The 23,109-nt window shown below is 60.1% G+C and carries 20 protein-coding genes; 14 read left to right on the forward strand and 6 right to left on the reverse strand.

Translation table 11 applies throughout. The features are described from left to right. Nucleotides 1–7: 7 nt before the first annotated feature. From ACNA0I_RS02845 to ACNA0I_RS02855, 3 genes are all read right to left on the reverse strand, one after another. Complete coding sequence (locus tag ACNA0I_RS02845) at nt 8–1,228, reverse strand: CaiB/BaiF CoA transferase family protein (protein WP_415804539.1); 1,221 nt, start codon at nt 1,226–1,228, stop codon at nt 8–10. Nucleotides 1,229–1,469: 241 nt separating this feature from the next. Beyond that, entirely contained in the window at nt 1,470–2,618 is a 1,149-nt protein-coding gene (locus ACNA0I_RS02850; protein WP_415804540.1) for an acyl-CoA dehydrogenase family protein, read from the reverse strand. Nucleotides 2,619–2,687: 69 nt separating this feature from the next. Next, nucleotides 2,688–3,308 (reverse strand): TetR/AcrR family transcriptional regulator, encoded by a 621-nt coding sequence (locus ACNA0I_RS02855; RefSeq protein WP_415804541.1) that lies wholly within the window; start codon nt 3,306–3,308, stop codon nt 2,688–2,690. Between the two features lie 156 nt (nt 3,309–3,464). On the opposite strand from ACNA0I_RS02855, the gene ACNA0I_RS02860 reads away from it, so the two are divergent. Beyond that, entirely contained in the window at nt 3,465–4,460 is a 996-nt protein-coding gene (locus ACNA0I_RS02860; protein ID WP_415804542.1) for an NAD(P)H-dependent flavin oxidoreductase, read from the forward strand. A gap of 19 nt (nt 4,461–4,479) precedes the next feature. Beyond that, complete coding sequence (locus ACNA0I_RS02865) at nt 4,480–5,223, forward strand: enoyl-CoA hydratase-related protein (RefSeq protein WP_415804543.1); 744 nt, start codon at nt 4,480–4,482, stop codon at nt 5,221–5,223. A 35-nt stretch (nt 5,224–5,258) separates the two neighbouring features. On the opposite strand, the gene ACNA0I_RS02870 is transcribed toward ACNA0I_RS02865, so the two are convergent. Continuing rightward, on the reverse strand, nt 5,259–6,092 hold the full coding sequence (locus tag ACNA0I_RS02870) for an enoyl-CoA hydratase/isomerase family protein (protein ID WP_094823678.1): 834 nt from the start codon (nt 6,090–6,092) through the stop codon (nt 5,259–5,261). Nucleotides 6,093–6,200: 108 nt separating this feature from the next. On the opposite strand from ACNA0I_RS02870, the gene ACNA0I_RS02875 reads away from it, so the two are divergent. From ACNA0I_RS02875 to ACNA0I_RS02885, 3 genes are all read left to right on the forward strand, one after another. Continuing rightward, nucleotides 6,201–7,100, forward strand: coding sequence for an NAD(P)H-hydrate dehydratase (locus tag ACNA0I_RS02875; RefSeq protein WP_415804544.1), 900 nt, complete (start codon nt 6,201–6,203; stop codon nt 7,098–7,100). 96 nt (nt 7,101–7,196) lie between these two features. Then, complete coding sequence (locus tag ACNA0I_RS02880) at nt 7,197–7,430, forward strand: hypothetical protein (protein WP_415804545.1); 234 nt, start codon at nt 7,197–7,199, stop codon at nt 7,428–7,430. A 479-nt stretch (nt 7,431–7,909) separates the two neighbouring features. Next, nucleotides 7,910–9,535: an ABC transporter substrate-binding protein gene (locus ACNA0I_RS02885; RefSeq protein WP_415804546.1), complete on the forward strand. Its 1,626-nt coding sequence runs from the start codon at nt 7,910–7,912 to the stop codon at nt 9,533–9,535. A gap of 214 nt (nt 9,536–9,749) precedes the next feature. Here the strand turns inward: ACNA0I_RS02885 and ACNA0I_RS02890 are convergent, their stop codons facing one another. After that, nucleotides 9,750–10,673, reverse strand: coding sequence for a LysR family transcriptional regulator (locus ACNA0I_RS02890; RefSeq protein ID WP_415804547.1), 924 nt, complete (start codon nt 10,671–10,673; stop codon nt 9,750–9,752). Between the two features lie 405 nt (nt 10,674–11,078). On the opposite strand from ACNA0I_RS02890, the gene ACNA0I_RS02895 reads away from it, so the two are divergent. From ACNA0I_RS02895 to ACNA0I_RS02935, 9 genes are all read left to right on the forward strand, one after another. Continuing rightward, a complete protein-coding gene (locus tag ACNA0I_RS02895) occupies nt 11,079–12,692 on the forward strand; it encodes an ABC transporter substrate-binding protein (protein ID WP_415804548.1) in 1,614 nt (537 codons plus the stop codon). A 144-nt stretch (nt 12,693–12,836) separates the two neighbouring features. Then, entirely contained in the window at nt 12,837–13,814 is a 978-nt protein-coding gene (locus ACNA0I_RS02900) for an ABC transporter permease (RefSeq protein WP_415804549.1), read from the forward strand. A 4-nt stretch (nt 13,815–13,818) separates the two neighbouring features. Continuing rightward, a complete protein-coding gene (locus tag ACNA0I_RS02905) occupies nt 13,819–14,736 on the forward strand; it encodes an ABC transporter permease (RefSeq protein WP_415804550.1) in 918 nt (305 codons plus the stop codon). Then, a complete protein-coding gene (locus ACNA0I_RS02910; RefSeq protein ID WP_415804551.1) occupies nt 14,736–15,719 on the forward strand; it encodes an ABC transporter ATP-binding protein in 984 nt (327 codons plus the stop codon). The genes ACNA0I_RS02905 and ACNA0I_RS02910 overlap by 1 nt, the downstream gene beginning before the upstream one ends. Next, nucleotides 15,716–16,717: an ABC transporter ATP-binding protein gene (locus ACNA0I_RS02915; RefSeq protein WP_415804552.1), complete on the forward strand. Its 1,002-nt coding sequence runs from the start codon at nt 15,716–15,718 to the stop codon at nt 16,715–16,717. Before ACNA0I_RS02910 ends, ACNA0I_RS02915 begins: the two co-directional genes overlap by 4 nt. A 5-nt stretch (nt 16,718–16,722) precedes the next feature. Further along, nucleotides 16,723–17,628: an alpha/beta hydrolase family protein gene (locus ACNA0I_RS02920; protein ID WP_415804830.1), complete on the forward strand. Its 906-nt coding sequence runs from the start codon at nt 16,723–16,725 to the stop codon at nt 17,626–17,628. Between the two features lie 36 nt (nt 17,629–17,664). After that, nucleotides 17,665–18,795 carry a M20 family metallopeptidase gene (locus ACNA0I_RS02925; RefSeq protein WP_415804553.1) on the forward strand — a complete coding sequence of 377 codons (1,131 nt, stop codon included), beginning with the start codon at nt 17,665–17,667 and terminating at the stop codon, nt 18,793–18,795. 73 nt (nt 18,796–18,868) lie between these two features. Further along, nucleotides 18,869–19,774 carry an amidohydrolase family protein gene (locus tag ACNA0I_RS02930; protein ID WP_415804554.1) on the forward strand — a complete coding sequence of 302 codons (906 nt, stop codon included), beginning with the start codon at nt 18,869–18,871 and terminating at the stop codon, nt 19,772–19,774. A 9-nt stretch (nt 19,775–19,783) separates the two neighbouring features. Then, nucleotides 19,784–21,013: an MFS transporter gene (locus tag ACNA0I_RS02935; RefSeq protein ID WP_415804555.1), complete on the forward strand. Its 1,230-nt coding sequence runs from the start codon at nt 19,784–19,786 to the stop codon at nt 21,011–21,013. Nucleotides 21,014–21,044: 31 nt separating this feature from the next. On the opposite strand, the gene ACNA0I_RS02940 is transcribed toward ACNA0I_RS02935, so the two are convergent. Further along, the gene (locus tag ACNA0I_RS02940; RefSeq protein WP_415804556.1) at nt 21,045–23,102 is read right to left on the reverse strand and encodes a UvrD-helicase domain-containing protein; all 2,058 of its coding nucleotides are present in this window, start codon (nt 23,100–23,102) and stop codon (nt 21,045–21,047) included. Nucleotides 23,103–23,109 lie beyond the last annotated feature (7 nt).

Below are 23,109 nucleotides of genomic sequence, written 5' to 3' on the forward strand. Positions count from 1 at the left end.
TCTACTCCTATGTTTTCAGTGCCTGGATTTCTGCTTCGGACAGGCCCAGCCGCTCTGACAGCACTTGCTCAGTGTGCTCACCCAGCAAGGGGGCGGGGCGACGGTATTGCACCGGGCTATCCGAAAATTTCAACGGGCTGGCGGCAATAGGGGCCACGCCAGCCGTGGGATGGGGCAACTCGCGCCGCATTTGGCGGGCTTGCACATGAGGATCCTCGTACACCTGATCCAGGGTGTTGATCGGACCTGCAGGAACGCCGGCGGACTCCAGCTCGGCCAGCCAATGGTCGCGTTTGCCTGTTGCCATACGCTCGCTGAGCAACGGCACCAGAGCTTCGCGATTTTTCACGCGCTGCGGATTGGTGGCAAAGCGCGGATCCTCGGCCAACTCGGGGGTGCCAATGACGCGGCAATAGTTGCGGAACTGGCTATCGTTGCCCACCGCCACAATCAAATGGCCATCGGCCGCGGCGAAGACCTGATAAGGCACCAGGTTCTGATGCGCGTTGCCGGCACGTTGCGGGGCCTTGCCCGAGGTCATGAAGTTCAGGTTTTGATTAGCCATCATGGCGACTTGGCAATCCAGCAGTGCCATGTCGATGTGCTGGCCCAAGCCACTGCGGCTACGCTCATGCAAAGCAGCCAGAATGCCGACGGTGGAATACATGCCGGTCATTAAATCGGCAACGGCGACACCGGCTTTCTGCGGACCGCCGCCGGGCAGATCATCGCGCTCACCGGTGATGCTCATCAAGCCGCCCATGCCCTGAATCATGAAGTCATAGCCCGGGCGGCTGGCGTAGGGGCCGGTCTGGCCAAAGCCGGTAATCGAGCAGTAGATCAACGCGGGATTCTCAGCTTTCAGGGTCTCGTAGTCCAGACCATACTTACGCAGGCCGCCGACCTTGAAGTTTTCGACCAGGATGTCGCTCTGGCGAGCCAGTTGGCGCACGAGTTCGGCGCCGCGCGGCGAGGCGATATCCAGCGCCACCGAATACTTGTTGCGATTGGCGCTCAGGTAGTAGGCGGCCTCGGTGGTGTCCGCACCGTCTGCGTCTTTCAGATAAGGAGGGCCCCAGGCACGGGTATCGTCACCCGAGCCCGGACGTTCGATTTTGATGACTTCGGCGCCCAGATCGGCGAGATTCTGAGTGCACCAGGGGCCGGCCAGAACGCGGGTCAGATCCAGAACGCGAATGCCGGTCAGGGGAGCGGGTCGTTGTGACATGTGAGCGATAGGTAAATGCAGTAGCTGCGTGATCAAGCGGTCGGAGGGTAAAGCCTTTGGATATTAGCCCCTGCCGCGGTCCAGGCGTATTCTGTTTTGCGAACGTTCTTGTGCGTATTTCGCACATGAAGCGCAGTCCAGTACGGATGCATGGGGCACGCTTAGCTGCTGTCAGATGCGCAGCGTGTCTGATGCTGCATATAGACACACAGCGCGCTAGCGCATGCATCGCGCCATCGCATTACGAGTATGCCTTGATCGTTTCGCGCGCAATGACCAACTGCTGGATTTGCGATGTGCCTTCAAAAATACGGAACAGACGCACGTCACGATAGAAACGTTCGACGGCGTATTCGGAGATATAACCCGCGCCGCCGTGGATCTGTACCGCGCGGTCAGCCACGCGGCCGACCATTTCGGTGACGTAGAGCTTGCAGCATGCGGCCTCCAGCGTGGTGTTCTCGCCGCGGTCGCGCTTGCGTGCGGCGTCCAAGACCATGCAGCGTGCGGCGTACAGCTCGGCCTGACTGTCGGCAATCATGGCCTGGATGAGTTGGAACTCGGAAATGGGCTGGCCGAACTGCTTGCGCTGCGTCGCATATTGGACGGCATCGCGGATCAAACGTTCGGCGATACCGACGCACAGCGCTGATATATGCAGGCGGCCTTTATCGAGCACACGCATCGCGGTGCGGAAACCATTGCCCTCCTCGCCTCCCAACAAGGTCGAGGCAGGAACACGGCAATTATCGAAGATCACATCGCAGGTCAACGCGCCGGCCTGGCCCATTTTTTTGTCGGGCTTGCCCAAGGTCACGCCCGGGGTGCCGGCATCCACCAGAAAGCAAGAGATAGATGAGGCCTTGCGCTCGGGCGCAGTGCGGGCCATCACGGAAAACAGACCGGCGATGGGGGCATTGGTAATGAAGCGCTTGGTGCCATTCAAGATGTAGTAATCGCCATCGCGCACGGCAGTCGTGCGCAACGATATCGCGTCAGAGCCTGCATCGGGTTCGGTCAGCGCAAAAGAGCCGATCAATTCGCCGCTGGCCAGCTTGGGCAAGTAATGGCTGCGCTGCTCGTCGGTACCGGCCAGGACGATAGATTGTGAGCCGATACCGATATTGGTGCCGGCCAGTGAGCGAAAAGCGGGCGACGTCTGGCCGAGCTCGAATACGACGCGGACTTCTTCTTCCATGGTCAGACCCAGGCCGCCATATTCGGGAGCGATGGACAAGCCAAACAAACCCAGATCGCGCATCTCCGCGACGATATCGTCGGGTATCTCGCCACTATGCGCCAACGCGTCTTCGGCGGGGACGAGCCGATCGGTCACAAAGCGGCGGACCGCGTCCAGCAACAAGTTCAGGGTTTCAGTATCAAGAGCCATGATGAGGTCTGTTAATGCAAAAGGAATAAGGAAGAAAAAGTCGTCTGCTGGGCACGAGGGCGGCGTTCGTTACGCATTCAGCCCCCCACTCAACAAATCGAAATAGCCGGCGACGATCGCCTCGGCAGTCTGCGCACCGCCGGGCTGATACCAGCGCGCCATCCAATTCAGCATGGAGAGCACGGCACGGCCGGTCGCAGCGACGTCTAAAGAACGGAATTCGCCACGGGCTATGCCATCGGAGATGATCTGGCGCAGCAGCCGTTCGTACCCATCGCGCAGGCGCGCAGCATCCTCGCGCTCAGTGATGGCCATACCGGAATAGCCAATCAGCATGGTGACAAACTGGGCGTGATGGTTTTCAAAATAACGGGCGTGAGCCACCATGAACTGGCGCAGACGCTCCGGCGCTGCCGTGGCCTGGGAAACTGCCTGCGACACGGTGGCAGTCAGGCCGGCCAGTACATCCAGAATGATGGCGTCGTAGATGTCTTGCTTGGTGGTGTAGTAGTGATAAATGGCCGCCTTGGACACGCCGATAGCGGCGGCCAGATCGGCAATCGAGCTGCTTTCGTAGCCGCAACGGGCGAATAGCCGAGCGGCCTCTTCCAGAATGCGTTCCCGAGGAGCGGCTATCGTGGGCGGCCGGCCCGCACGGGGGCGTTTTGCGGCAAGCGGGCTAGTGGACATGACGACCTGAATTTGACACGGCCGGCTACACCGATAAACCTGCATTGACAGGCCTGCGGCGCATGCCGTTAAATGAAAGACAATTAATTACCGGACAGCCGGTAGGTAATTATAGGCAGGTGTTCTACCCTCTTTCAACTACTACGTTTCATCCTCATGAACGCACGCGACGAAGCCCAGCCCAATTCTCTGGTCAATCAGCTCTATGCGCAGATGACGTTGCCGGTCATCTGCTCGCCCATGTTTATTGTGTCGAATCCCAAATTGGTGGTGGCGCAGTGCACGAGCGGCGTGATGGGATCCTTTCCCGCACTGAACGCCCGCCCCCAGACCCTGTTGGATGACTGGCTGTCCGAAGTGCAGGCCGGGCTGGCCGATCATCGCCAGGCCAATCCATCGGCGGTGGTTGCGCCGTTTGCGGTGAATCAGATCATTCATCAGTCCAACGACAGGTTGGAACACGATCTGCAGAGCTGCGGCAAACATCGCGTGCCCTTTATCATCACCAGCCTGCGTGCGCCCGGAGATCTGGTCGCGGGGATTCATGCATGGGGAGGAAAGGTTTTCCATGATGTGACGACGCTGCGCCATGCCGAGAAAGCGCTGGAGGCCGGGGTCGACGGCCTGATTCTGGTGTGCGCGGGAGCAGGCGGCCATGCAGGCACGCTCAGCCCGTTTGCCCTGTTGTCCGAGGTGCGGCGTATTTATGACGGCCCGGTTATTTTGTCAGGCGCGATCACCTCGGGTGCAGGAATATTGGGCGCGCTGGCAATGGGGGCTGATTTTGCCTATATGGGGACGCGATTTATCGCGAGCGCGGAGGCCAACGCCTCGGAGGCGTATAAACAGGCCATTGTGGATGCCAGTGCTTCGGATATTTTGTATACGCCGTTCTTTACCGGCATACCCGGCAACTATCTGAAGGCCAGTATTGCGGCAGCAGGATTGGATCCTGCCAACCTGCCCACCCCCGATGCCGGCGCGTCCAATTTTGGAACGACGCGGGTCAAGCCTTGGAAAGATATTTGGGGCGCGGGGCAAGGAGTGGGCGGCATCGAGAGCGTGCGTCCAGCGGCCGAGATCGTAGCCACGCTGCGACAGGAATACCAGCAAAGTCAGCGCCGTTTGGCGGGCAAGACCTTGGCTGGTTGAGTAACGGAGGACGGACACCATGCCAGAAAGTCTGATTGTCCAACGCGACGGCGCTGTGCTGCAACTGACGATCAACCGGCCGGAGCGCCGGAATGCGCTGGATATCGCGACTTACCACGCGTTGGCGGCGCAATTGCGTCAAGCCTCCGAGGATCCGAGTCTGTCCGCCGTCATCCTGTCGGGGACGGGCGAACATTTCACCGCCGGCAATGATTTGCATGATTTTCAGGCAGACCGCCCCGAAGGCGATAGTGCCGGGATGACTTTTCTGCGAGCCCTGATCGCCACGGATGTGCCGGTCATCGCGGCGGTGGAGGGTTATGCCATCGGGATCGGCGTGACGCTGCTGCAACATTGCGATTTTGTCTATGTGGCCCGCAATGCCACCCTGCGGATTCCTTTTGTCGCGCTCGGCCTGTGCCCAGAGGGCGCTTCCAGTCTGTTGCTGCCGCGCCTGGCTGGCGCGCGCAAGGCCGCGCAATGGCTGCTGCAGGGCAAAGCATTCAGCGCCGACGAGGCGCAGGATGCCGGGTTGGCCACCGCGGTCACCGAGCCGGGCGAGGCATTGGCCGCGGCAAAACAAGTCGCGGCGGCGCTGGCTGAGCAACCGCGCGAAGCGCTGCGCCTGACCAAGAGCATGCTCAAGCGCGCCGATCGCGCGGCCATTCTGGAAGCGCTGGAATTTGAAGCGACGCAGTTTCGGGCACGCCTGAAGACCCAAGAGGCGCAAGATGCTTTCGCGCGCTTTTTGAATAAACGCTGATCGGCGCGCCTTGGTTGCGTCCCTGCCTGCGCCGCTCAGAACGGCGCGTCCGGGCTGAAATTCGGCGGGCGGCGCTCGCGCAAGGACTGTATTCCCTCACGAACGTCTGGCCCGGCAAAGCCCATGAATTCCAATGCCAGCGAGGCGTCGAAACTGGGCCCCGCCATGCGCAGCCAGTTGTTCAGCGCATATTTGGTCCAGCGGATGGCGGTTTGGGAGCCATTGGCCAATTTGCCTGCGACCTCGAAAGCCTTGGCGATAAGCTCTGCCTCGTCCACACAGAGCGAGACAAGACCGATGCGTTCGGCCTCCTCGCCGCTGACGGTTTCGCACAATAATAAATAGTATTTGGACTTGGCCATGCCGCATAGCAGCGGCCAGACGATGGCGGCATGATCGCCGGCGGCCACCCCGAGCCGGGTGTGTCCGTCAATGATGCGGGCGTCACGAGCGGCGATGGAAATATCGGCCAGCAGCCCTGCGACCAAGCCCGCGCCCACGGCCGCGCCGTGCATGGCAGATACGATGGGCTTGTTGCAGTTGATCACGTTGTAGACCAGATCGCGCGCCTCGCGCCAGACGCGGGACCGCACCTGAAAATCGTCGGCCATCTGCTCGACCAATTCCAGATCCCCGCCGCCAGAAAAGCCCTTTCCTTCGCCGCGTAGCACCACGACCCGGGTGTCCGGATCCGTATCCACGTCGCGCCAGATATCGGCCAACTCTCGATGCAGGTGCTCATCGGCCGTCGACAGCTTCCCCGGCACGCCGCCTCGGGCGCCCATGATGATTTCCAGGACACCCTGCGGATGGCGGCGCAGTTTCAGGGATTGGTAACGCGCGTAATGCGCAAGCGATGTATCGGACATGGTCTCCTCCGTGCGATGTGAATGCTTTCCGGGCACTATAGTGGATAGTCGCCTGCCGCTGCTTTCGGGCAGCAAGCGGGAGTTCAACCTAGCGGATGCCGCCTGACCATGCCCGACCACCAGACCAATATCTCTCCGCTTGCGTCCCCTCTGCCTGCGGCCGAGGGGGAGCCTACGCCGATCCGCCCCGAGGATTTGCCCTCCTTGTTTGCGGCGCGCCCTACCGACGCTCACAAAGGCACATTTGGCACGGTGGCGATCATCGGGGGCGGCCCGGGTATGGTGGGGGCGGCGTTACTGGCCGGACGCTCGGCACTGAAAACCGGAGCTGGCAAGGTATTGATCGGATTTGCTCAAGCAGATTGCCCGATCCCGTGCGATTTGCTGCAGCCGGAGTTGATGCTGCGCGATGCAGCCTCGCTCTTCCAGGCCGGTCTTCCGGTGGACGCCTGGGTAGCCGGCTGCGGCCTCGGAACAGGTACCCAGGCGTTGAACACCCTCAACAGGTTGTTCGCGCTGCGCAGCAATACTCCCCTGGTGTTGGACGCCGACGGGCTCAATCTCCTGGCAGGAGGGTTATTACCTCCGTGGGGCCCCGGCACGGTGATCTTGACTCCCCACCCCGCCGAGGCCGCCCGGCTGCTGAATTGCACCAGCCGGGAAATTCAAGCAAATCGTCAGCATGCGGCTCGGGCCTTGGCGCAACGGCATCAAGCGTGGGTCGTCCTCAAAGGGGCCGGCACGCTTGTTTGCCGGCCGGACGGCCGGTGCTGGATCAATCGCAGCGGTAATCCAGGCTTGGCAACGGCAGGGACGGGAGACGTCCTGGCGGGCATGATGGGCAGCCTGATTGCGCAGGGCATCATGTTGGATCAGGCAATCCCGGGCGCGGTCTGGCTGCATGGGGCCGCGGCCGACGCACTGGTCTCCGGCGGGCTCGGCCCCATAGGACTGACAGCGGGAGAACTGGCAGACGCAGCCCGGCAGTTGCGAAACCACCACGGTTAGAGGGAGTTACAACTTATCCACAGGTTTATGTTGCATTGCACTTAGGGTTATCCCTATAATGGTTTACCCCATGACGAAACGGACTGGAGAAATACCATGACTGAACTGACCCTGAACCAAAATGCCCGCCTGACCGATGCCCTCGAGCGCGACCTGCTCCGTGGCGCAATGGAAAGCCAACAGAACATCCAACCGCAAGCCCTGCTCAAGCAAGCTGGTGCTGCGATCGCCCGCGCTGCCGGCGCCTTTGCCGACTACGTCGCTGAAGTCCACGACGCCATGAACCGCGCCCGTGCCGCCAGCGCCCACTACACCGGCTCGCAGTGGTAATCCGCGGGCAACTTGCCGCCCACCTCTGAAAGGAGGCCGGCGGCAAGGTTTTGCTCGTTTGCCGTGATATCCGCTGGCTTTGCCCGTTGCCTCGCAAAGACTTTCGCACGCGTGCCATGATGATGTGGCGATGCAGTCCGCTGAACACTGTTCTTTGCACTGAGGCAGCCCGGTAGCAGCCCGGCAATCTCCGCGGTATCACACGATGCGCTCCAAGGCGCCGCACCCCGAAGCGGGGCGCGGCGCCTTTATATTTTGTTGCCGGGGCGCCCAAAACAAGACTCCCCTCGGCGGACAGCACCAAAGGCGCAGCACGGGGCTTTTGGGTCGCGAGCGCGGAAATCCGGTCCGGCAATAGCGGACTGTGCGCATTGACAACGCACGAAATCGCTTCCGATAATCGCCCCCTTGCAATGATTGATTACGACTTTCGGCCCCCTGCTGATCGTGGCGCAGTCATTTGCCGATTCGGAGCCCCAATGAAATTGCGTACTTCCCTGGCCTTGCTGGCCGCGAGCGCCAGCCTTGCTGTCGCGCCGACTGTCCTGGCCCAGTCCCTGACGATCGCCTTGTCGTCCGAGCCCACCTCTGCCGATCCTCACTATCATAAGCAGACCCAGAACGATGCGTTCGCCGCGCACGTCTATGACTCGCTGATCAATCGCAATGCCGACATGGAGCTCATCCCTGGCCTGGCGACGTCGTGGAAGAACCTGGACGACCTGACCTGGGAACTGAAGCTGCGCGAAGGCGTGAAGTTCTCGAATGGCCAGCCGTTTACATCGCAAGACGTGCTTTTCTCAGTCTGCCGCACGCTCAATAACGAGACCAACATCTCGCAGTCGTACATGACGGTCACCAAGCTGCTGACGGACGTACAGACGCCCGACGAGCACACCGTCATTCTGAAGACGGCGGAGCCCTTTCCCCTGATGCCGGCCGAATTGGCCCGGCAACTGCCGATCATCTGGAACGGCATCGTAGAACACGGCCCGCTGAAATTCGCGCCGAAGGAAGGCTGCGGCGTGACCGGTCCGTGGCCGACGGTGGCAGATTTCAATAATGGCAAAGACGCCATTGGCACCGGGCCGTACACCTTGAAGTCGTACGTCAAAGGCACCGGGATCGAGCTGGAACGCAACGAAAACTATTGGGGCACGAAGCCCGAATGGAAGACGGTGAAGTTCGTGCCCGTGCCGAACGCCGGTCCACGCCTGACCGGTTTGCTCTCGGGTGATTTCGATGTCATCGAAAACCCGGCGGCACGAGATCTGCCCCGTTTGAAAGACAACAGCAATTTTGGCTTTATCGCTACCCCATCGACGCGCCTGGTGTTTTTCCAACCGGATGTCGGCCGCAACCCGAGCCCCTTCGTCAAGAGCGCCGATGGCAAGAACCCGCTGCAAGATCTGCGCGTGCGCCAGGCGATCAATATGGCGATCGACCGCAAGACCATCAATCAGCGCATCATGGACGGGCTGGCCACCCCGGCGTACCAATTCATGCCTGATGGCATGTTTGGCGCCCTGCCCAAAGCCCCCGAAATCAAGTACGACCCGGAAGGCGCCAAGAAGCTCCTGGCGGAAGCCGGCTACCCGAATGGTTTTGAACTGACACTGTCATCCACGAACAACCGTTATGTGAATGATGCTCAGGTCACGCAAGCCGTGGCCCAGTACCTGTCGCGCATCGGAATCAAGGTCCATGTCGATGCAATGACGGCTTCGATTTATTTCCCCAAACGCGCCAAGCGTGAGTTCAGTTTTGCGATGGGCGGCTGGCCGGCGGAAACGGGCGAGGCCTCGGCGCTGTTCCAATTGTGGGTTGCGTCGCTGGACTCGAACCGCAGCCTGGGCACCAGCAACTACGGTGGCTATTCGAATCCCGATTTCGACAAGGTCTATGAGCAGGCTATCGTCACCATCGACCCGGAAAAGCGCAAGCAACTGCTGCAGCAATCCACGCAAATCGCACTGGACACGCTGCCGCTGATCCCGCTGCACTTTGAAAGCAGCATCTGGGCATTCCGCAAAGGCCTGAGCTATGAAGGCCGCCGCGATCAGTACACGCTGGCCATGTCGGTGCATTCGGCAAAGGGCAAGTAAGCCTGAGTTGGTTGCATGACGCGACCGAGTGCGCGAGCAATCGTGCATCCACCCCTCAAAATGGGATTCAGATCCAGTTTTGAGGGGTTTTTTGTCGCTGGGCCGTCCCCAAGATACAACGCCCCCTCGGGAGGGAACAAGCCGCAAGCGCAGCGTGGGGCATTTTTCGCCGGGAGTCCCCGAGACGAAATGCCCTGGGGGCAGCACCGCCGCGTCAGCGTCCCGATGCCCCCTCCAGCGTCGACTCCAGAGCATCGATACGCGCCTTCAGGTGCTCAATGAAACGCGTCACCCCGATCGGCAGCAAACGGCCCTCCATGGTCTGGATCTGCAAATTACGCGATTGCAGCTCGGCACTGACGACCGGGAGTGCAACCAGGCCGTCCTGAACCAATCGCCACGCCACAGAGATATATCCAGCAAACATCACGGCGTTGGAATGCCGCACGAAACCATGCAGTGCCGGTGAGTAGTTCGATACCAGGGCTGCGTGCAATGGCACGGCCTCTAGAGCACATGTCCGGTTCAATAGGCGCCGGGCGGTGCTTTTGTCGTCAGTCAACGCCAAGGGATAGGCCAACACCTCCTCCAGATCCAACTGGCTGCGGCCCGCCAATGGATGGCTCGCAGCCATGACGGCGTAAACGGGCGCACGCCACGAATGCAGCACTTTCACCCCCTGGGCAGGCTCGACGTTGAAAGACACCGAAACGTCGATATCACCGTTGCCAATGGCGCGCATCGCCTCAGGCGGGGTCAAAACATGCAACGCGAAGCGCGTGCGCGGATATTGCTTTCGAAAATCGACCATTGCGACAGGTAGAAACCCTTGCGCAGGCCCCTCTGATGCCCCGACCCGAATTTCGTCATGCGGCGCGCTTTGCAGCCCAGCGATCTGCCGCAGCACTTCGTCCGCCTCGAGTTGCGTGCGGCGTGCATGGGCCAGCAACAGCCGGCCGGCCTCGCTCAAGACCATGCCACGAGGCGCCCGGTCGAATAACGGCGAACCAACCTCTTCCTCCAAGCTGGCGATTTGGCGGCTGATGGCCGATACCGCCACGTGCAATTGCTTGGAGGCGCCACTCAGACTGCCGGCCTGGGCGACTTCCACAAAGTACTTCAATGCGATGCCATGCATGACTGCTTAACCTCTGTTCAAGGGTCGGGATCACAGGGTCACTAACGACTGCATTCTCCCGAGAGCTTTGCTAAAAAAGCAAATGCCATGGCAAATATTCTAATTGTCGAGAAAGCTGACAGGCTCCTAGAATCAGCCCCACGATAAGAATCAGCGCCGCAAGAGCCTCAGGCCAGCGGCCTTTCCCAGGGGGAAATTGGTGATCCTGGCACGAAACCGGCCATTGTGTCCGGCACAAGCGCATGGCTTTTACACGAGCGACTCGATACATGAGCCTGCGAATTGTGCTCGCCCTGGTATTCCCCCGTTTATATCTCCGGTTCCTGGGTAGCCGCCGTGCCTAAGCCTGACCCCTGTATCGCCCGCTTCGCATTCGCCCAAGAACCCCGCCTCAGAGAACACACTATGACCGTCTCTCTTCTTCGCTTGGCTACTCTGACTGCGCTGCTCGGCATGGCTGCCGGCGCTCACGCCCAAACACTGACCATCGCGTTGGCCTCGGAGCCGACCGCCGTGGATCCGCACTATCACCAAGCCACGCCGAACAATGCCATGGCGTCGCAGATTTTCGAGACCTTGGTGGCTCAGGATGCCAAGATGAGCTTGATCCCGGGTTTGGCTGCATCCTGGAAAACGCTGGACGACACGACCTGGGAATTCAAGCTGCAGAAAGGCGTCAAGTTTTCGAACGGTCAGCCGCTGACGCCGCAGGATGTGATTTTCACGTTCTGCCGCGCCATGAATAACGAAGAGTCCATCGCAGGCTCGTATGAAGCCGTGGTGCAGAAATTCGCCGATGTTCAGGCGCCGGATGCTCATACGCTGATCGTCAAAACGCGAAAACCGTACCCTCTGTTGCCCAACGATCTCACGCGGATGGGCATCATTTGGAATGGCATCGCCGAACACGGCCCCATCACGTTCGATCTGGAAAAAAAATGCGGTGTCAACGGTGGCTGGCCCAGAGTCGCAGATTTCAATAATGGCAAACATGCCATTGGCACAGGCCCGTACAAGCTCAAATCGTACGTGAAAGGCAGCGGGATCGAACTCGAACGCAACGAGGATTATTGGGGCCAAAAACCCGAGTGGCGCGACGTGAAGTTCGTGCCCGTACCGAATGCCGGCCCTCGCTTGACGGGCTTGTTGGCCGGCGATTTCGATGTCGTCGAAAGCCCTGCTGCCCGTGACGTACAACGCATCAAGAATACGCCGGGCTTTGGCTATGTCGTCACACCCTCGGTGCGCGTGGTGTATTTCCAGGCGGATGTCGGCCGCGAAAACAGCCCTCTCGTGAAAGCCGATAACGGCAAAAATCCCCTGCAAGACGTCCGCGTGCGACGGGCTATCAGCATGGCGATCGACCGCAAGACCATTGTCGACCGGATCATGGATGGAATGGCCATGCCCGCCAATCAGTTCTTGCCTGACGGGATGTTTGGAACGCTGCCCAACCCTCCACAGTTGACTTACGATCCCGAGGGGGCGAAAAAACTGCTGGCCGAAGCAGGATATCCCAACGGTTTCGAACTGACGTTGTCATCGACCAATGATCGCTACATCAACGACGGCCAGATCACCCAAGCCGTGGCGCAATATCTGTCACGCATTGGTATCAAGACACATGTCGACGCCATGACCCGTTCGGTATATTTCCCGAAACGCGCCAAGCGGGAATTCAGTTTTTCGATGGGGGGCTGGTCATCGGAAACCGGTGAAGCCTCGTCCTTTCTGCAGTACTGGGTGACCTCGTTCGCGCCCGAGTTGGGCATGGGTACCAGCAACTACGGCCGCTACTCGAATCCGGAGTTGGATCAAATATTCCGCCAGGCAGTCACCACGGTAGATGACGCGCAACGTGCCAAACTGTTGCAGCAGGCCTTGACGATGACACTCGCCGATTTACCCAGTATTCCCCTGCATTTCGAGAGCAGCATCTGGGCATTTCGCAAGGGGTTGACCTACGAAGGACGCGCAGACCAGTACACTCTCGCTTCGTCAGTGAAATCCGTCCCATAAGGTCGCTTGTAACAACGCCCCTCTGGCGCGGTGAGCCCACGGCGCAGCGAGAGACATTTCTCTCGTCGCGCCGTACCTCATGAAGCAAGCCAATCGATGGCTCGGCATGAGGACTTTTTTTGCAAGTCGTAAGGAACGCCTAACGTGGTTCTGTTTACCCTACGCAGGTTGATTCAAAGCCTGTTTGTCCTGCTGGCCGTCTCGGTCGTGGTGTTTTTCGCGGTGTATGCCGTGGGGGATCCGATCGAGTTGCTGGTCAGCCCCGAAGCCACGGTGGAGGCACGCGCCGCCACCATCGCCCGCCTGGGGCTCGATCAGCCCATCTGGCAGCAATACTTCACCTTTCTGGAACGTGCGCTGCACGGTGACCTGGGCACATCTTTCGTGCACGGAATCCCCGCGATCGAGCTGATCGTGCAGCGCATGCCGGCCACATTCGAATTGGTGGTGGTCGCCATTACCCTGACCTGTATCATCGGCATCCCGCTGGGCCTGGTCGCCGGGCTGTACCGCGATCGGCCGTTGGGACGCGGCATCATGGCCACGTCGGTGCTGGGCTTTTCACTGCCCAACTTCTGGCAGGGGATGATGCTGATCCTGCTGTTTGCCGTCTGGCTAGGCTGGCTGCCGGCGTCCGGACGCGGCGACACGGTCAGCGTGCTGGGCGTCCCGCTGTCGATATTGACCGCCGATGGCTGGTCGCATGTGATCATGCCCGCCATCAACCTGGCGCTGGCCAATATCGCCTTGGTATTACGCCTGACGGCCACAGGGGTCGCCGAGGCGCAAACCCAGGAATACGTAAAATTCGCGCGCGCCAAAGGCGTGAAGCCTGGGCGCATCGTGCGCCGGCACATTCTGCGCAATATCCTGATCCCTGTGGTGACCGTGGTCGGGATGGAGTTTGGCAGTCTGATCGCCTACTCCACGATTACCGAAACCGTGTTCGCCTGGCCCGGCATGGGCAAGCTCCTGATCGATAGCGTCTACCAATTGGATCGCCCTGTTGTCGTGGCCTATGTGATGCTGGTCACGCTGATCTTTGTGATCGTCAATTTTGTTGTCGATATCTTGTACGCCGCGCTCGATCCGCGTGTGCAACTCGTTGCTCCTTCGCATTAACGCTATGGCTCATCCTACTCAAAACGCCCGCATGCGCACTATCCAGCCACTGGAAGACACGCCGCGCCGCGCCGCCATTCTGAAAAAACTGCGTGACCGCCCCACCGTCACAGGCTCAGTCATTGCGCTGGCCATCCTGATGGTCGTGGTGCTGGCGGCACCCTATTTTGCGCCGCAAAACCCCTACGATCTGGCCAATCTGAATCTGCTGGACGGCCGACTCGCACCGCGCTCGACCTCGATGGACGGCATGGTTTATTTGCTGGGCACTGACGATCAGGGGCGCGATATGTTGAGCGCCATCCTGTATGGTCTACGCATCAGCCTGATGGTGGGCTTGTCGGCCGTCGCGCTGTCCACGGCCATCGGCAGCATGGCCGGATTGATCGCTGCCTACGTTGGCGGTTTTGTCGACACATTGATCATGCGGATCGTCGACTTTATCCTGGGGTTTCCCACGATTCTGGTCGCCCTGGTATTGCTGGCGATGATGGGCCGCGGCGTCGACAAGGTCATCCTGGCTTTGGTCGTCGTGCAGTGGGCGCACTACGCCCGCATCATGCGCGGCCGCGCATTGCAGGAACGGCGCAAGGAATACGTCGAGGCAGCCGCGAACCTGGGCTTTCCTGCATGGCGCATCATGGTTTTCCATCTGCTGCCGAACTGTATCGGGCCGGTGATGGTGTTCGCCACCATTCAAATCGCCACCGCGATCGCGCTGGAGGCCACCTTGTCGTTCCTGGGTGTCGGGGTGCCGATCACCGAACCTTCGCTGGGCCTGCTGATCGCCAACGGCTTTCAATATCTGCTGTCGGGCGACTACTGGATCAGCATGTTCCCGGGGGTCGCGCTATTGCTGCTGATCCTGACCATCAACATCGTGGGCGACCGCCTGCGCGAAGCCCTGGACCCGCGCCGATAATGAACGACATCATCTTACAGGTGCGCGGCCTGCGCACTGCATTTCATACCGAAGCTGGCGCGTGGCCGGCCGTCGATGGTGTAGACCTGACCGTGCGCCGCGGCGAGATTCTGGGCCTGGTCGGCGAATCCGGCTCTGGTAAATCCGTCACGGGATTTTCCTTGCTGGGTCTGATTGATCCCCCAGGGGAAGTCGTCTCGGGCGAGATTCTGTTCCAAGGCCAAGACCTGCGCACACTCGACGAAGAAAGCATGCGACGCCTGCGCGGCAACCGCATCGCGATGATCTTTCAAGATCCGTTGATGACGCTGAACCCGGTCTTGCGCGTTGGCGAACAAATGATGGAAGCCATCCTGACGCACGAAAACGTGCCCATGGCCCAGGCGCGCGAACGCTGCCGCGAAGCCCTGGAAATGGTGGGTATTCCTTCGCCTGAAAAACGTCTGGACAGCTATCCGCACGAATTTTCCGGTGGCATGCGTCAGCGCGTGGCGATTGCCATCGCCATGTTGAATCGCCCCGATCTCATTATTTGCGACGAACCGACTACCGCGCTGGACGTGACCATTCAGGGGCAAATCCTGTATCGCATGCAGGAAATCTGTCGCCAGCACGATACCGCGCTGATCTGGATTACTCACGATCTGGGCGTGGTCGCCGAGTTGGCCGATCACGTAGCCGTGATGTACGCAGGCCGCATCGTCGAGGCGGGTCCGGTCAATCAGGTGTTGGACGCGCCGCGTCACCCCTATACCAAAGGGCTGCTTGATTCCATGCCGGCGAATACTGCGCCAGGCGAACGGTTGCATCAGATCGACGGCATGGCGCCCAGCCTCGCGGGCAGGCCCGTAGGCTGTGCGTTCCGTCCGCGTTGCACACGCGCTGTGACGCGTTGCGCTGAACAAGCTCCTTCCATCCTGCAAGAAGGTTCGCGCAGCTACCGCTGCTACGCTCCGATTGCCCTCGAGACCGCTTCCGCATGACCCCGCAAGACACGCCTGTTATCGAGCTACGCAACGTTCATAAGCGTTTCGAGCAACATCCCGATCTGGCCCAGCGCATCCTCGCGCTGGCCGGCAAACCCATTGATCGCCGCACCGTTCATGCCGTCAACGGCGTGGACCTGTCGATCCAGCGCGGCGAGGTGCTTGGCCTGGTCGGAGAGTCTGGCTGTGGCAAATCCACGCTGGGCCGGGTCGTAGCCGGGTTGCATCGGCAAACGGAAGGAGAATTGCTGTACCAAGGTCAGTCCGCGGCCACGCTGCGTGGCGCCGAGCGCCTGGCCTATACGCTAGGCGTGCAGATGATTTTCCAGGACCCGCAAGCCTCACTGAATCCGCGTCAGCGCCTGCGCCAGATTTTGGGCGAGGCGTTGAAAGTGCACAAGCTTGCGCCGGCCACCGACATTCCCGAACGCATTGACCGTGCCTTGTCTGAAGTCGGTCTGGATCGCGAATATCGCGACCGTTTTCCCCATCAGATTTCCGGTGGACAGCGCCAGCGTGTCGGGATCGCACGCGCACTGATGGTGTCGCCCAAGTTCCTGGTGTGCGACGAGCCGGTTGCTGCGCTGGACGTGTCGATTCAAGCGCAAGTCATCAATCTGTTCATGGACCTGCGTGAACAGCACAGTTTTACCTATCTGTTCATCAGCCATGATTTGGGCGTGGTCAAACACATCTCGGACCGCGTCGCCATCATGTATTTGGGCAAGATTGTCGAACGCGCCCCCGCATCCGAGATCTTTGCGCGTGCGAACCATCCGTATACCCAAGCGCTGTTGGCCGAGGTACCCGACGTCGGTCGCCGCGGCCGCAAATTCACGCCGATTCAGGGCGAAATCCCCTCGCCATTGAATCCCCCATCGGGCTGTACTTTTCACCCGCGCTGCCCGCATGCCACAGCACGCTGCCGCGAAGCCGTCCCCGAACTCAAAGAAATCGCACCAGGCCATTGGTCGGCCTGCCATCTGAACACCTGAGCCGCATCATGAAAGCAGAACTCACCAACGTTGATCGTATTGGGCTGGAACTCGGTCATGCCGGCCGCAATGCCTTTGTCTATGTCGATGACGATCGCAATGCCGATCGGCCATTCACATTGCAAACCTATCGGCCCTATGGCTATACGCCCGATCGGCCCGTCGTAATCGTGCAGCATGGCGTGCTGCGCAATGGCGATGATTATCGTGATTTCTGGATCCCTGCGGCCGACAAACACAATGTTCTGATTGTGGCGCCGACGTTTTCCAACGATATCTGGCCCGGCGTGGAGAGCTACAACAATGGCCGCGTATTCAGCCCTGGCGGCAATCCGCGCCATGTCGATGGCTGGACCTACGCATTGATCGGCAAGATCTTTGCCGATCTGCGTGCCGCCGGCATCACCGAGGTGGAGCAAGCCCATTTATTCGGTCATTCGGCCGGGGGCCAGTTTGTACATCGTCTGATGAGCAGCCAATCCCACGCGCCATTCTGCGCAGTCACCGCCGGCAATCCCGGCTGGTACACCCTGCCCACGTTCGAGCATCGCTTTCCCGAGGGGCTGGACGGCGTAGGCCTGACCGAAGATCACCTGGTGCGTCTGCTGGCCTATCCGATGACGATCCTGGCGGGCGATCAAGACATCAGCACCAACGACCCCAACCTGCCATCGGAACCGCCTGCGTTACGTCAGGGACCGCATCGTTTTGCCCGCGCGCATCACTATTTCGAGGCGGGTCAACGCGAGGCCGCACGTCGCGGTGTGCCATTTAACTGGACCCTGCAAGTCGTCTCCGGCATAGGCCACGACGGCCGGGCCATGTCGGCCGCCTGCGCCAGCCTGTGGTTCGAAGGCAAGCTGCCCAGCGAAGCAGAGCTGGCCAAACTGGCCGGCCAGCACGTGGCTTGAGTTTCGTATTGTTCATCATTTATCTGGAATACCGATATGTCCGCCCTCCCATCTACTGAAGCCCTGGTCGCCGGCATCCAATCGTGGGTGCGCTGCGAGTCGCCCTCGAACTCGCCCGAGGGCGTGACCAAGATGGCGGCCTTGGTCGAGGCTCAGGCCCGCGCTGCCGGTTTGGCAGTGGAATTGACGTCGCTGGGCGCTGATACCGGCCCCTTGCTGTATGCCACGAACCGCGCGGCGGGTGATACCCGTAAAGGCATTCTGGTATTGGCCCACCTGGATACGGTACATCCGATCGGCACACTGCAAGAGAATCCTTGCCGTATCGAAGGCGACCGTCTATATGGCCCCGGCAGCTATGACATGAAGGGAGGCATTTATCTGGCGCTGGCGGCTTTATCGAATTTGGTGAAACCGGGCTCGACACAATTGCCCGTGGATTTTCTGATGGTGCCCGACGAGGAAACCGGCAGCCACGCCTCGCGTGCGTCGATTGAGCGCTATGCCGCTAATGCCAAATATGGTCTGGTGTGCGAGCCTGCCCGCCCCAACGGAGGCGGTTGCGTGACGGCGCGCAAAGGCACCGGCATGCTGCGACTGAACGTCAAGGGACGCCCCGCCCACGCGGGCATGCAACATGAAAAGGGCCGCAGCGCGATTCGCGAAATGGCGCACCAGGTGTTGGCTCTGGAAGCGATGACCGACTACGAACGCGGCGTCACGGTCAGCGTGGGCACTATCGCCGGCGGCACGGTGACCAACACCGTGCCCGCACAATGCCGCTGCGTCGTGGATTTCCGCGTGCCCGATATGGGCGCCGCCGAAGACGTCCTGCGGCGCATGCGCAATCTGTGCGCGGTCGGCCCCGATGTGGAACTGGACATTGATGTCGAACTGAACCGCCCGCCCATGGTGCGCAGCGATGCTGCCGTCGCCTTGCTGGAAATGGCACAAGGCTACGCCCGCGAGGCCGGCTTTGAGTTGGCAGAAGCACCCATGACAGGCGGCGGCAGCGATGCCAATTTCACCTCTGCGATGGGCGTGCCTACGCTGGACGGTCTGGGCGCCGACGGCAACGGGGCCCACACGCTGGATGAGTACATCTTGATCTCAACGCTGCAGACGCGCGTAAAATTCTGGGAATTGCTGCTGCGTCAACTGGCGTGACGCGGTAGTGCGGATGCTTGCGTGATCCGGCAGCGCCGGTATATCGCAAGCACCACTTCCGGAGACACGTTGTATGCCTAGCCCCACTGCGCACCCCGAACAAGAGGTGCCGTTCTGCTTGCCACCTCTACCCCTGTCTGAACAAGAGCCTGCACGGTTCGACATCCCGCCCGGCGCCTGCGATACGCACGCGCATGTCGTCGCTGACGATGCGGTAGCGTACCCCATGGTGCCAGAGCGCACCTATACGCCGCACCCGGCAACAGAAAGCGCTTATTTGGCCATGCTGGACACCAACGGCATGTCGCGCGGGGTATTGGTGCAAATCAGTGTGTACGGTACAGACAACCGCTACATGCTGGAAGTCCTGCGCCGCAATCCGGATCGTTTGCGTGGCATCGGCGTTGTCGCCCCGACGATCACCGATCGCGAACTGCAAGACATGCACGAGGCTGGCGTACGCGGTCTGCGCATCAACGTGCTGTTTGGCGGCGGCATCGGATTTGATGCGATGGAAACGCTGGCGGACCGTATCAAGGACCTGGGCTGGCACATGCAATTCCTGATGGACGCACGCCAACTGCCTGAACTGCTGCCGCGCATGCGCAAGCTACCGGTGCCCGGCGTCGTGGACCACATGGGACATATGCCCGTCGCCGAGGGGTTGCAAAGCCCGGGATTCCAGGCTCTGCTGCACATGGTGCAGGATCACGGCTGGTGGGTAAAACTATCGGGCTCATACCGCATCAGCGATCAGTTCGATCACTACACCGACGTAATCCCCTGGGCCCAGGCCTTGATCGCTGCCGCCCCCGATCGCATGGTCTGGGGCAGTGATTGGCTGCACGTGCATACCTCTCCCATGGTCAACACGGGCAAGCTGCGCAATCAACTCGCGGACTGGGCACCCGACGCGCAAACGCGGCATCGCATCCTGGTCACGAATCCTCAAAACCTTTACGGCTTCCCTTCCCTCTAAGAGGCAACCATGCAATGGTATAGAGAGCTAAATCAAACAGAGCGCCGGACCTTTATCGGCGCATTCGGTGGATGGGCCATCGATGCGCTGGACTTCATGGTCTTTACGTTTGTCATCTCTACCCTGATTCAGCTGTGGGGCATAGATAAAGGTCAAGCAGGGATGCTCGGTACGGTCACGCTGCTGTTCTCCGCAGTGGGCGGGTGGTTGGCGGGAATATTGGCTGACCGTTACGGTCGCGTGCGTGTACTGCAGATCACGATTCTATGGTTCTCGGTGTGCACGGTTGCGATCGGCTTTGCGCAAAACTTCGAACAGCTCTTCATCCTGCGTGCCTTGCAGGGGCTGGGCTTTGGCGGCGAATGGGCCGTAGGCTCGGTATTGATGGGTGAAATTGTCCGCGCCCAACACCGTGGCAAAGCCGTAGGTACTGTGCAAAGCGGTTGGGCGGTGGGTTGGGGAACCGCAGCGATTCTATACACCTTGGCATTTTCGATTTTGCCGCCGGAATGGGCATGGCGCTCTTTGTTCTGGATCGGCGTGTTGCCGGCTTTTCTGGTGCTGTATATCCGCAAACACGTGCCTGAGCCCGAGGTCTTTCAGCGTACGCAAGCCAAAAAGCAAGCGTCCGGCGAGCGTCCCTCATTCTGGGCCATTTTCTCGCCCGGCCTGCTCAAGACGACCGTCGTGACCGCGATCCTGTGCACCGGCGTGCAAGGCGGCTATTACGCTATTACGACATGGTTACCGACCTTTTTGAAAACCGAACGCCACCTATCGGTCTTGAATACCGGCGGCTATCTGATGGTGATCATTGTCGGGTCGTTTGCCGGCTACATCGTGGGCGCCTATATGGCGGATAGACTCGGCCGCCGTGCCAATCTGCTGATTTTTTCGGTGTTATCAGCCCTGAGCGTTTATGTGTACACCTTGGTTCCGCTCACCAATACGCAGATGCTGATACTGGGCTTTCCGCTGGGGTTCGCCGCCTCGGGTATTTTCAGCGGCATTGGGGCCTATCTGACGGAGCTATTTCCATCAGAGGTGCGTGCGTCGGGCCAAGGGTTTGCGTACAACTTTGGCCGGGGCATCGGCGCACTGTTTCCCAGTCTGGTGGGCTTTCTCAGCCAGAGTCATGGTCTGGCCTGGGCTATCGGCGCCTTTGCTACAGGTGCCTATGCCATCGTGATCTTGACCGCGTTGCTGTTGCCCGAAACTAAAGGCCGAGTGTTGGAGTAGTCGCCCAGGTTTTCCTGGTTTTACGCGGCGCTCACTTTTTCAGTAGCGCCTTCAGCATTCCCAATCGCTCTTTAGGGCTCATCGCACGTGTCGCGTCGTCTTCTTCGACGCGCACGTCGCCCAGCCCCATTTCCTCGATAAAGCGCGAGGGCTCGCGAATGAGATCCTCACGTGCACGACGACGTTTTTTGCACCAGCTCAGATGCAGACTGCGCTGGGCCCGCGTGATTCCCACGTACATCAAGCGACGCTCTTCCTGGATCCGTGTGGCCAGGTTTTCCGCAGCGCGTGCGGGGTCACCGTCCTCGTCGTCTTTACCCAGGTGAGGCAACAGCCCTTCTTCCACACCCGCCAGATAAACGTGGGGATACTCCAATCCCTTGGACGCGTGCAGCGTCGACATTTTGACAGCGTCGGGCTCTTCTTCCTCGCCGCGCTCCAGCATGGTGATCAAGGCGACGTGCTGCACCAGATCGAACAGCGACATGCCGTCTTCCTCGGCTTTGCGTTTCAGCCAACCGGTGAGTTCCAACACGTTTTCCCAGCGCGTCTGCGCAGGTTTTTCTTCCAGCGTGTCGTACAGATGGCGTTCGTATTGAATCGCCCCCAGCATGTCGTCCAGAATCGCGCCGGCAGGCTCAGGAGAGCCCGTGCCGTCCGTGCGCCCGCGCCCCGCACGCCATTGCAGACGCCGGATATATTCCGCAAAGGTTCGCAGAGACTCCAACTGACGGGGTTGCAGCAGACTCTCCAACCCTGACTCGGCCGCAGCGGCCAGCAGAGAAACCTCACGCTGTGCGGCGTATTGGCCCAGGACTTGCAACGTTGCCTGTCCAATGCCGCGCTTGGGAGTGGTCGCAGCCCGGATGAAAGCAGGATCGTCATCGTCGTTGGCGACCAACCGCAGATACGCCAGGATGTCGCGAATTTCGGCCTTGTCAAAAAAGCTCTGCCCGCCTGCTATCGTGTACGGGATTTTCAGATTGCGCAGCGCTTGTTCCAAAATACGCGATTGATGATTTCCCCGGTACAGGATCGCGAAATCTTTCCATTGCGCCTGACGCTCAAAACGCGACGCCGAGATTTTCATCGCGATCGATTGCGCCTCGTGTTCATCGTTATCCATGGGCGACACCACGATCGGCTCGCCGACACCCAGATCTGACCAGAGTTTTTTCTCGAACAGTTTTGGGTTTTTTTCGATCACCGTATTGGCCGCGGCCAAAATACGCTGTACCGAACGATAGTTTTGCTCGAGCTTGATGAGCTTGAGTTGCGGGTAATCAGTCGTGAGCTTGGCCAGATTCTCCATGGTGGCGCCGCGCCACGCGTAAATGGCCTGATCGTCGTCACCCACGGCGGTAAACATCGCCCGGTCGCCACACAGCAACTGCACGAGGCGATACTGGCAGGCGTTGGTATCCTGGTATTCGTCGACGAGCAAATAGCGCACGCGATTTTGCCAACGCGTGCGGACCTCTTCGTTGCTATCGAGCAATTGCGCGGGGATACGAATCAGGTCGTCGAAATCCACTGCCTGATAGGCCGCCAAGGTCGCCGCATAATGGCGATATACCGTCGCAGCCTCTGACTCAGCTGGCGTCGCAGCGACGCGTGCGGCATCATCCGGACTGAGCAAGGCGTTTTTCCACAACGAAATCGTCGACTGCACGGTGCGTAGACGGCCACGATCCGTGGTGACCAGCAGTTCCTGGATGATGGCCATGGCATCGTCCGCATCCAGTATCGAAAACTGGGGTTTGAGTCCCGCATGGCGGGCCTCCTCGCGCAGCATCTTGACGCCCAGCGAATGGAACGTACTGATGGTGAGGCCTTTGGCCAGCTTCCGATCGACCAAGGAGCGCAGCCGCTCGTCCATTTCGCGCGCGGCCTTGTTCGTGAATGTCAATGCCACAACGTTGCGGCCCATATAGCCGCACTCGCGCAACAAATACGCGATTTTCTGGGTGATCACGCGCGTCTTGCCGCTGCCCGCGCCCGCCAGGACCAGACATGGCCCGTCCAGGTACAACACCGCCTCTTTCTGAGCGGGATTCAGACCATGGCCTATGGGTGCGCTATCGGACATATAAAAC

Source organism: Bordetella muralis, from assembly GCF_965139205.1.
GTDB classification, from domain to species: Bacteria; Pseudomonadota; Gammaproteobacteria; order Burkholderiales; family Burkholderiaceae_B; genus Bordetella_A; species Bordetella_A muralis.

Coding starts and splice junctions, on each gene's coding strand:
- ACNA0I_RS02845 (WP_415804539.1), bottom strand. CDS start 1,228: ATGTCACAACGACCCGCTCCCCTGACCGGCATTCGCGTTCTGGATCTG.
- ACNA0I_RS02850 (WP_415804540.1), bottom strand. CDS start 2,618: ATGGCTCTTGATACTGAAACCCTGAACTTGTTGCTGGACGCGGTCCGC.
- ACNA0I_RS02855 (WP_415804541.1), bottom strand. CDS start 3,308: ATGTCCACTAGCCCGCTTGCCGCAAAACGCCCCCGTGCGGGCCGGCCG.
- ACNA0I_RS02860 (WP_415804542.1), top strand. CDS start 3,465: ATGAACGCACGCGACGAAGCCCAGCCCAATTCTCTGGTCAATCAGCTC.
- ACNA0I_RS02865 (WP_415804543.1), top strand. CDS start 4,480: ATGCCAGAAAGTCTGATTGTCCAACGCGACGGCGCTGTGCTGCAACTG.
- ACNA0I_RS02870 (WP_094823678.1), bottom strand. CDS start 6,092: ATGTCCGATACATCGCTTGCGCATTACGCGCGTTACCAATCCCTGAAA.
- ACNA0I_RS02875 (WP_415804544.1), top strand. CDS start 6,201: ATGCCCGACCACCAGACCAATATCTCTCCGCTTGCGTCCCCTCTGCCT.
- ACNA0I_RS02880 (WP_415804545.1), top strand. CDS start 7,197: ATGACTGAACTGACCCTGAACCAAAATGCCCGCCTGACCGATGCCCTC.
- ACNA0I_RS02885 (WP_415804546.1), top strand. CDS start 7,910: ATGAAATTGCGTACTTCCCTGGCCTTGCTGGCCGCGAGCGCCAGCCTT.
- ACNA0I_RS02890 (WP_415804547.1), bottom strand. CDS start 10,673: ATGCATGGCATCGCATTGAAGTACTTTGTGGAAGTCGCCCAGGCCGGC.
- ACNA0I_RS02895 (WP_415804548.1), top strand. CDS start 11,079: ATGACCGTCTCTCTTCTTCGCTTGGCTACTCTGACTGCGCTGCTCGGC.
- ACNA0I_RS02905 (WP_415804550.1), top strand. CDS start 13,819: ATGGCTCATCCTACTCAAAACGCCCGCATGCGCACTATCCAGCCACTG.
- ACNA0I_RS02910 (WP_415804551.1), top strand. CDS start 14,736: ATGAACGACATCATCTTACAGGTGCGCGGCCTGCGCACTGCATTTCAT.
- ACNA0I_RS02915 (WP_415804552.1), top strand. CDS start 15,716: ATGACCCCGCAAGACACGCCTGTTATCGAGCTACGCAACGTTCATAAG.
- ACNA0I_RS02925 (WP_415804553.1), top strand. CDS start 17,665: ATGTCCGCCCTCCCATCTACTGAAGCCCTGGTCGCCGGCATCCAATCG.
- ACNA0I_RS02930 (WP_415804554.1), top strand. CDS start 18,869: ATGCCTAGCCCCACTGCGCACCCCGAACAAGAGGTGCCGTTCTGCTTG.
- ACNA0I_RS02935 (WP_415804555.1), top strand. CDS start 19,784: ATGCAATGGTATAGAGAGCTAAATCAAACAGAGCGCCGGACCTTTATC.
- ACNA0I_RS02940 (WP_415804556.1), bottom strand. CDS start 23,102: ATGTCCGATAGCGCACCCATAGGCCATGGTCTGAATCCCGCTCAGAAA.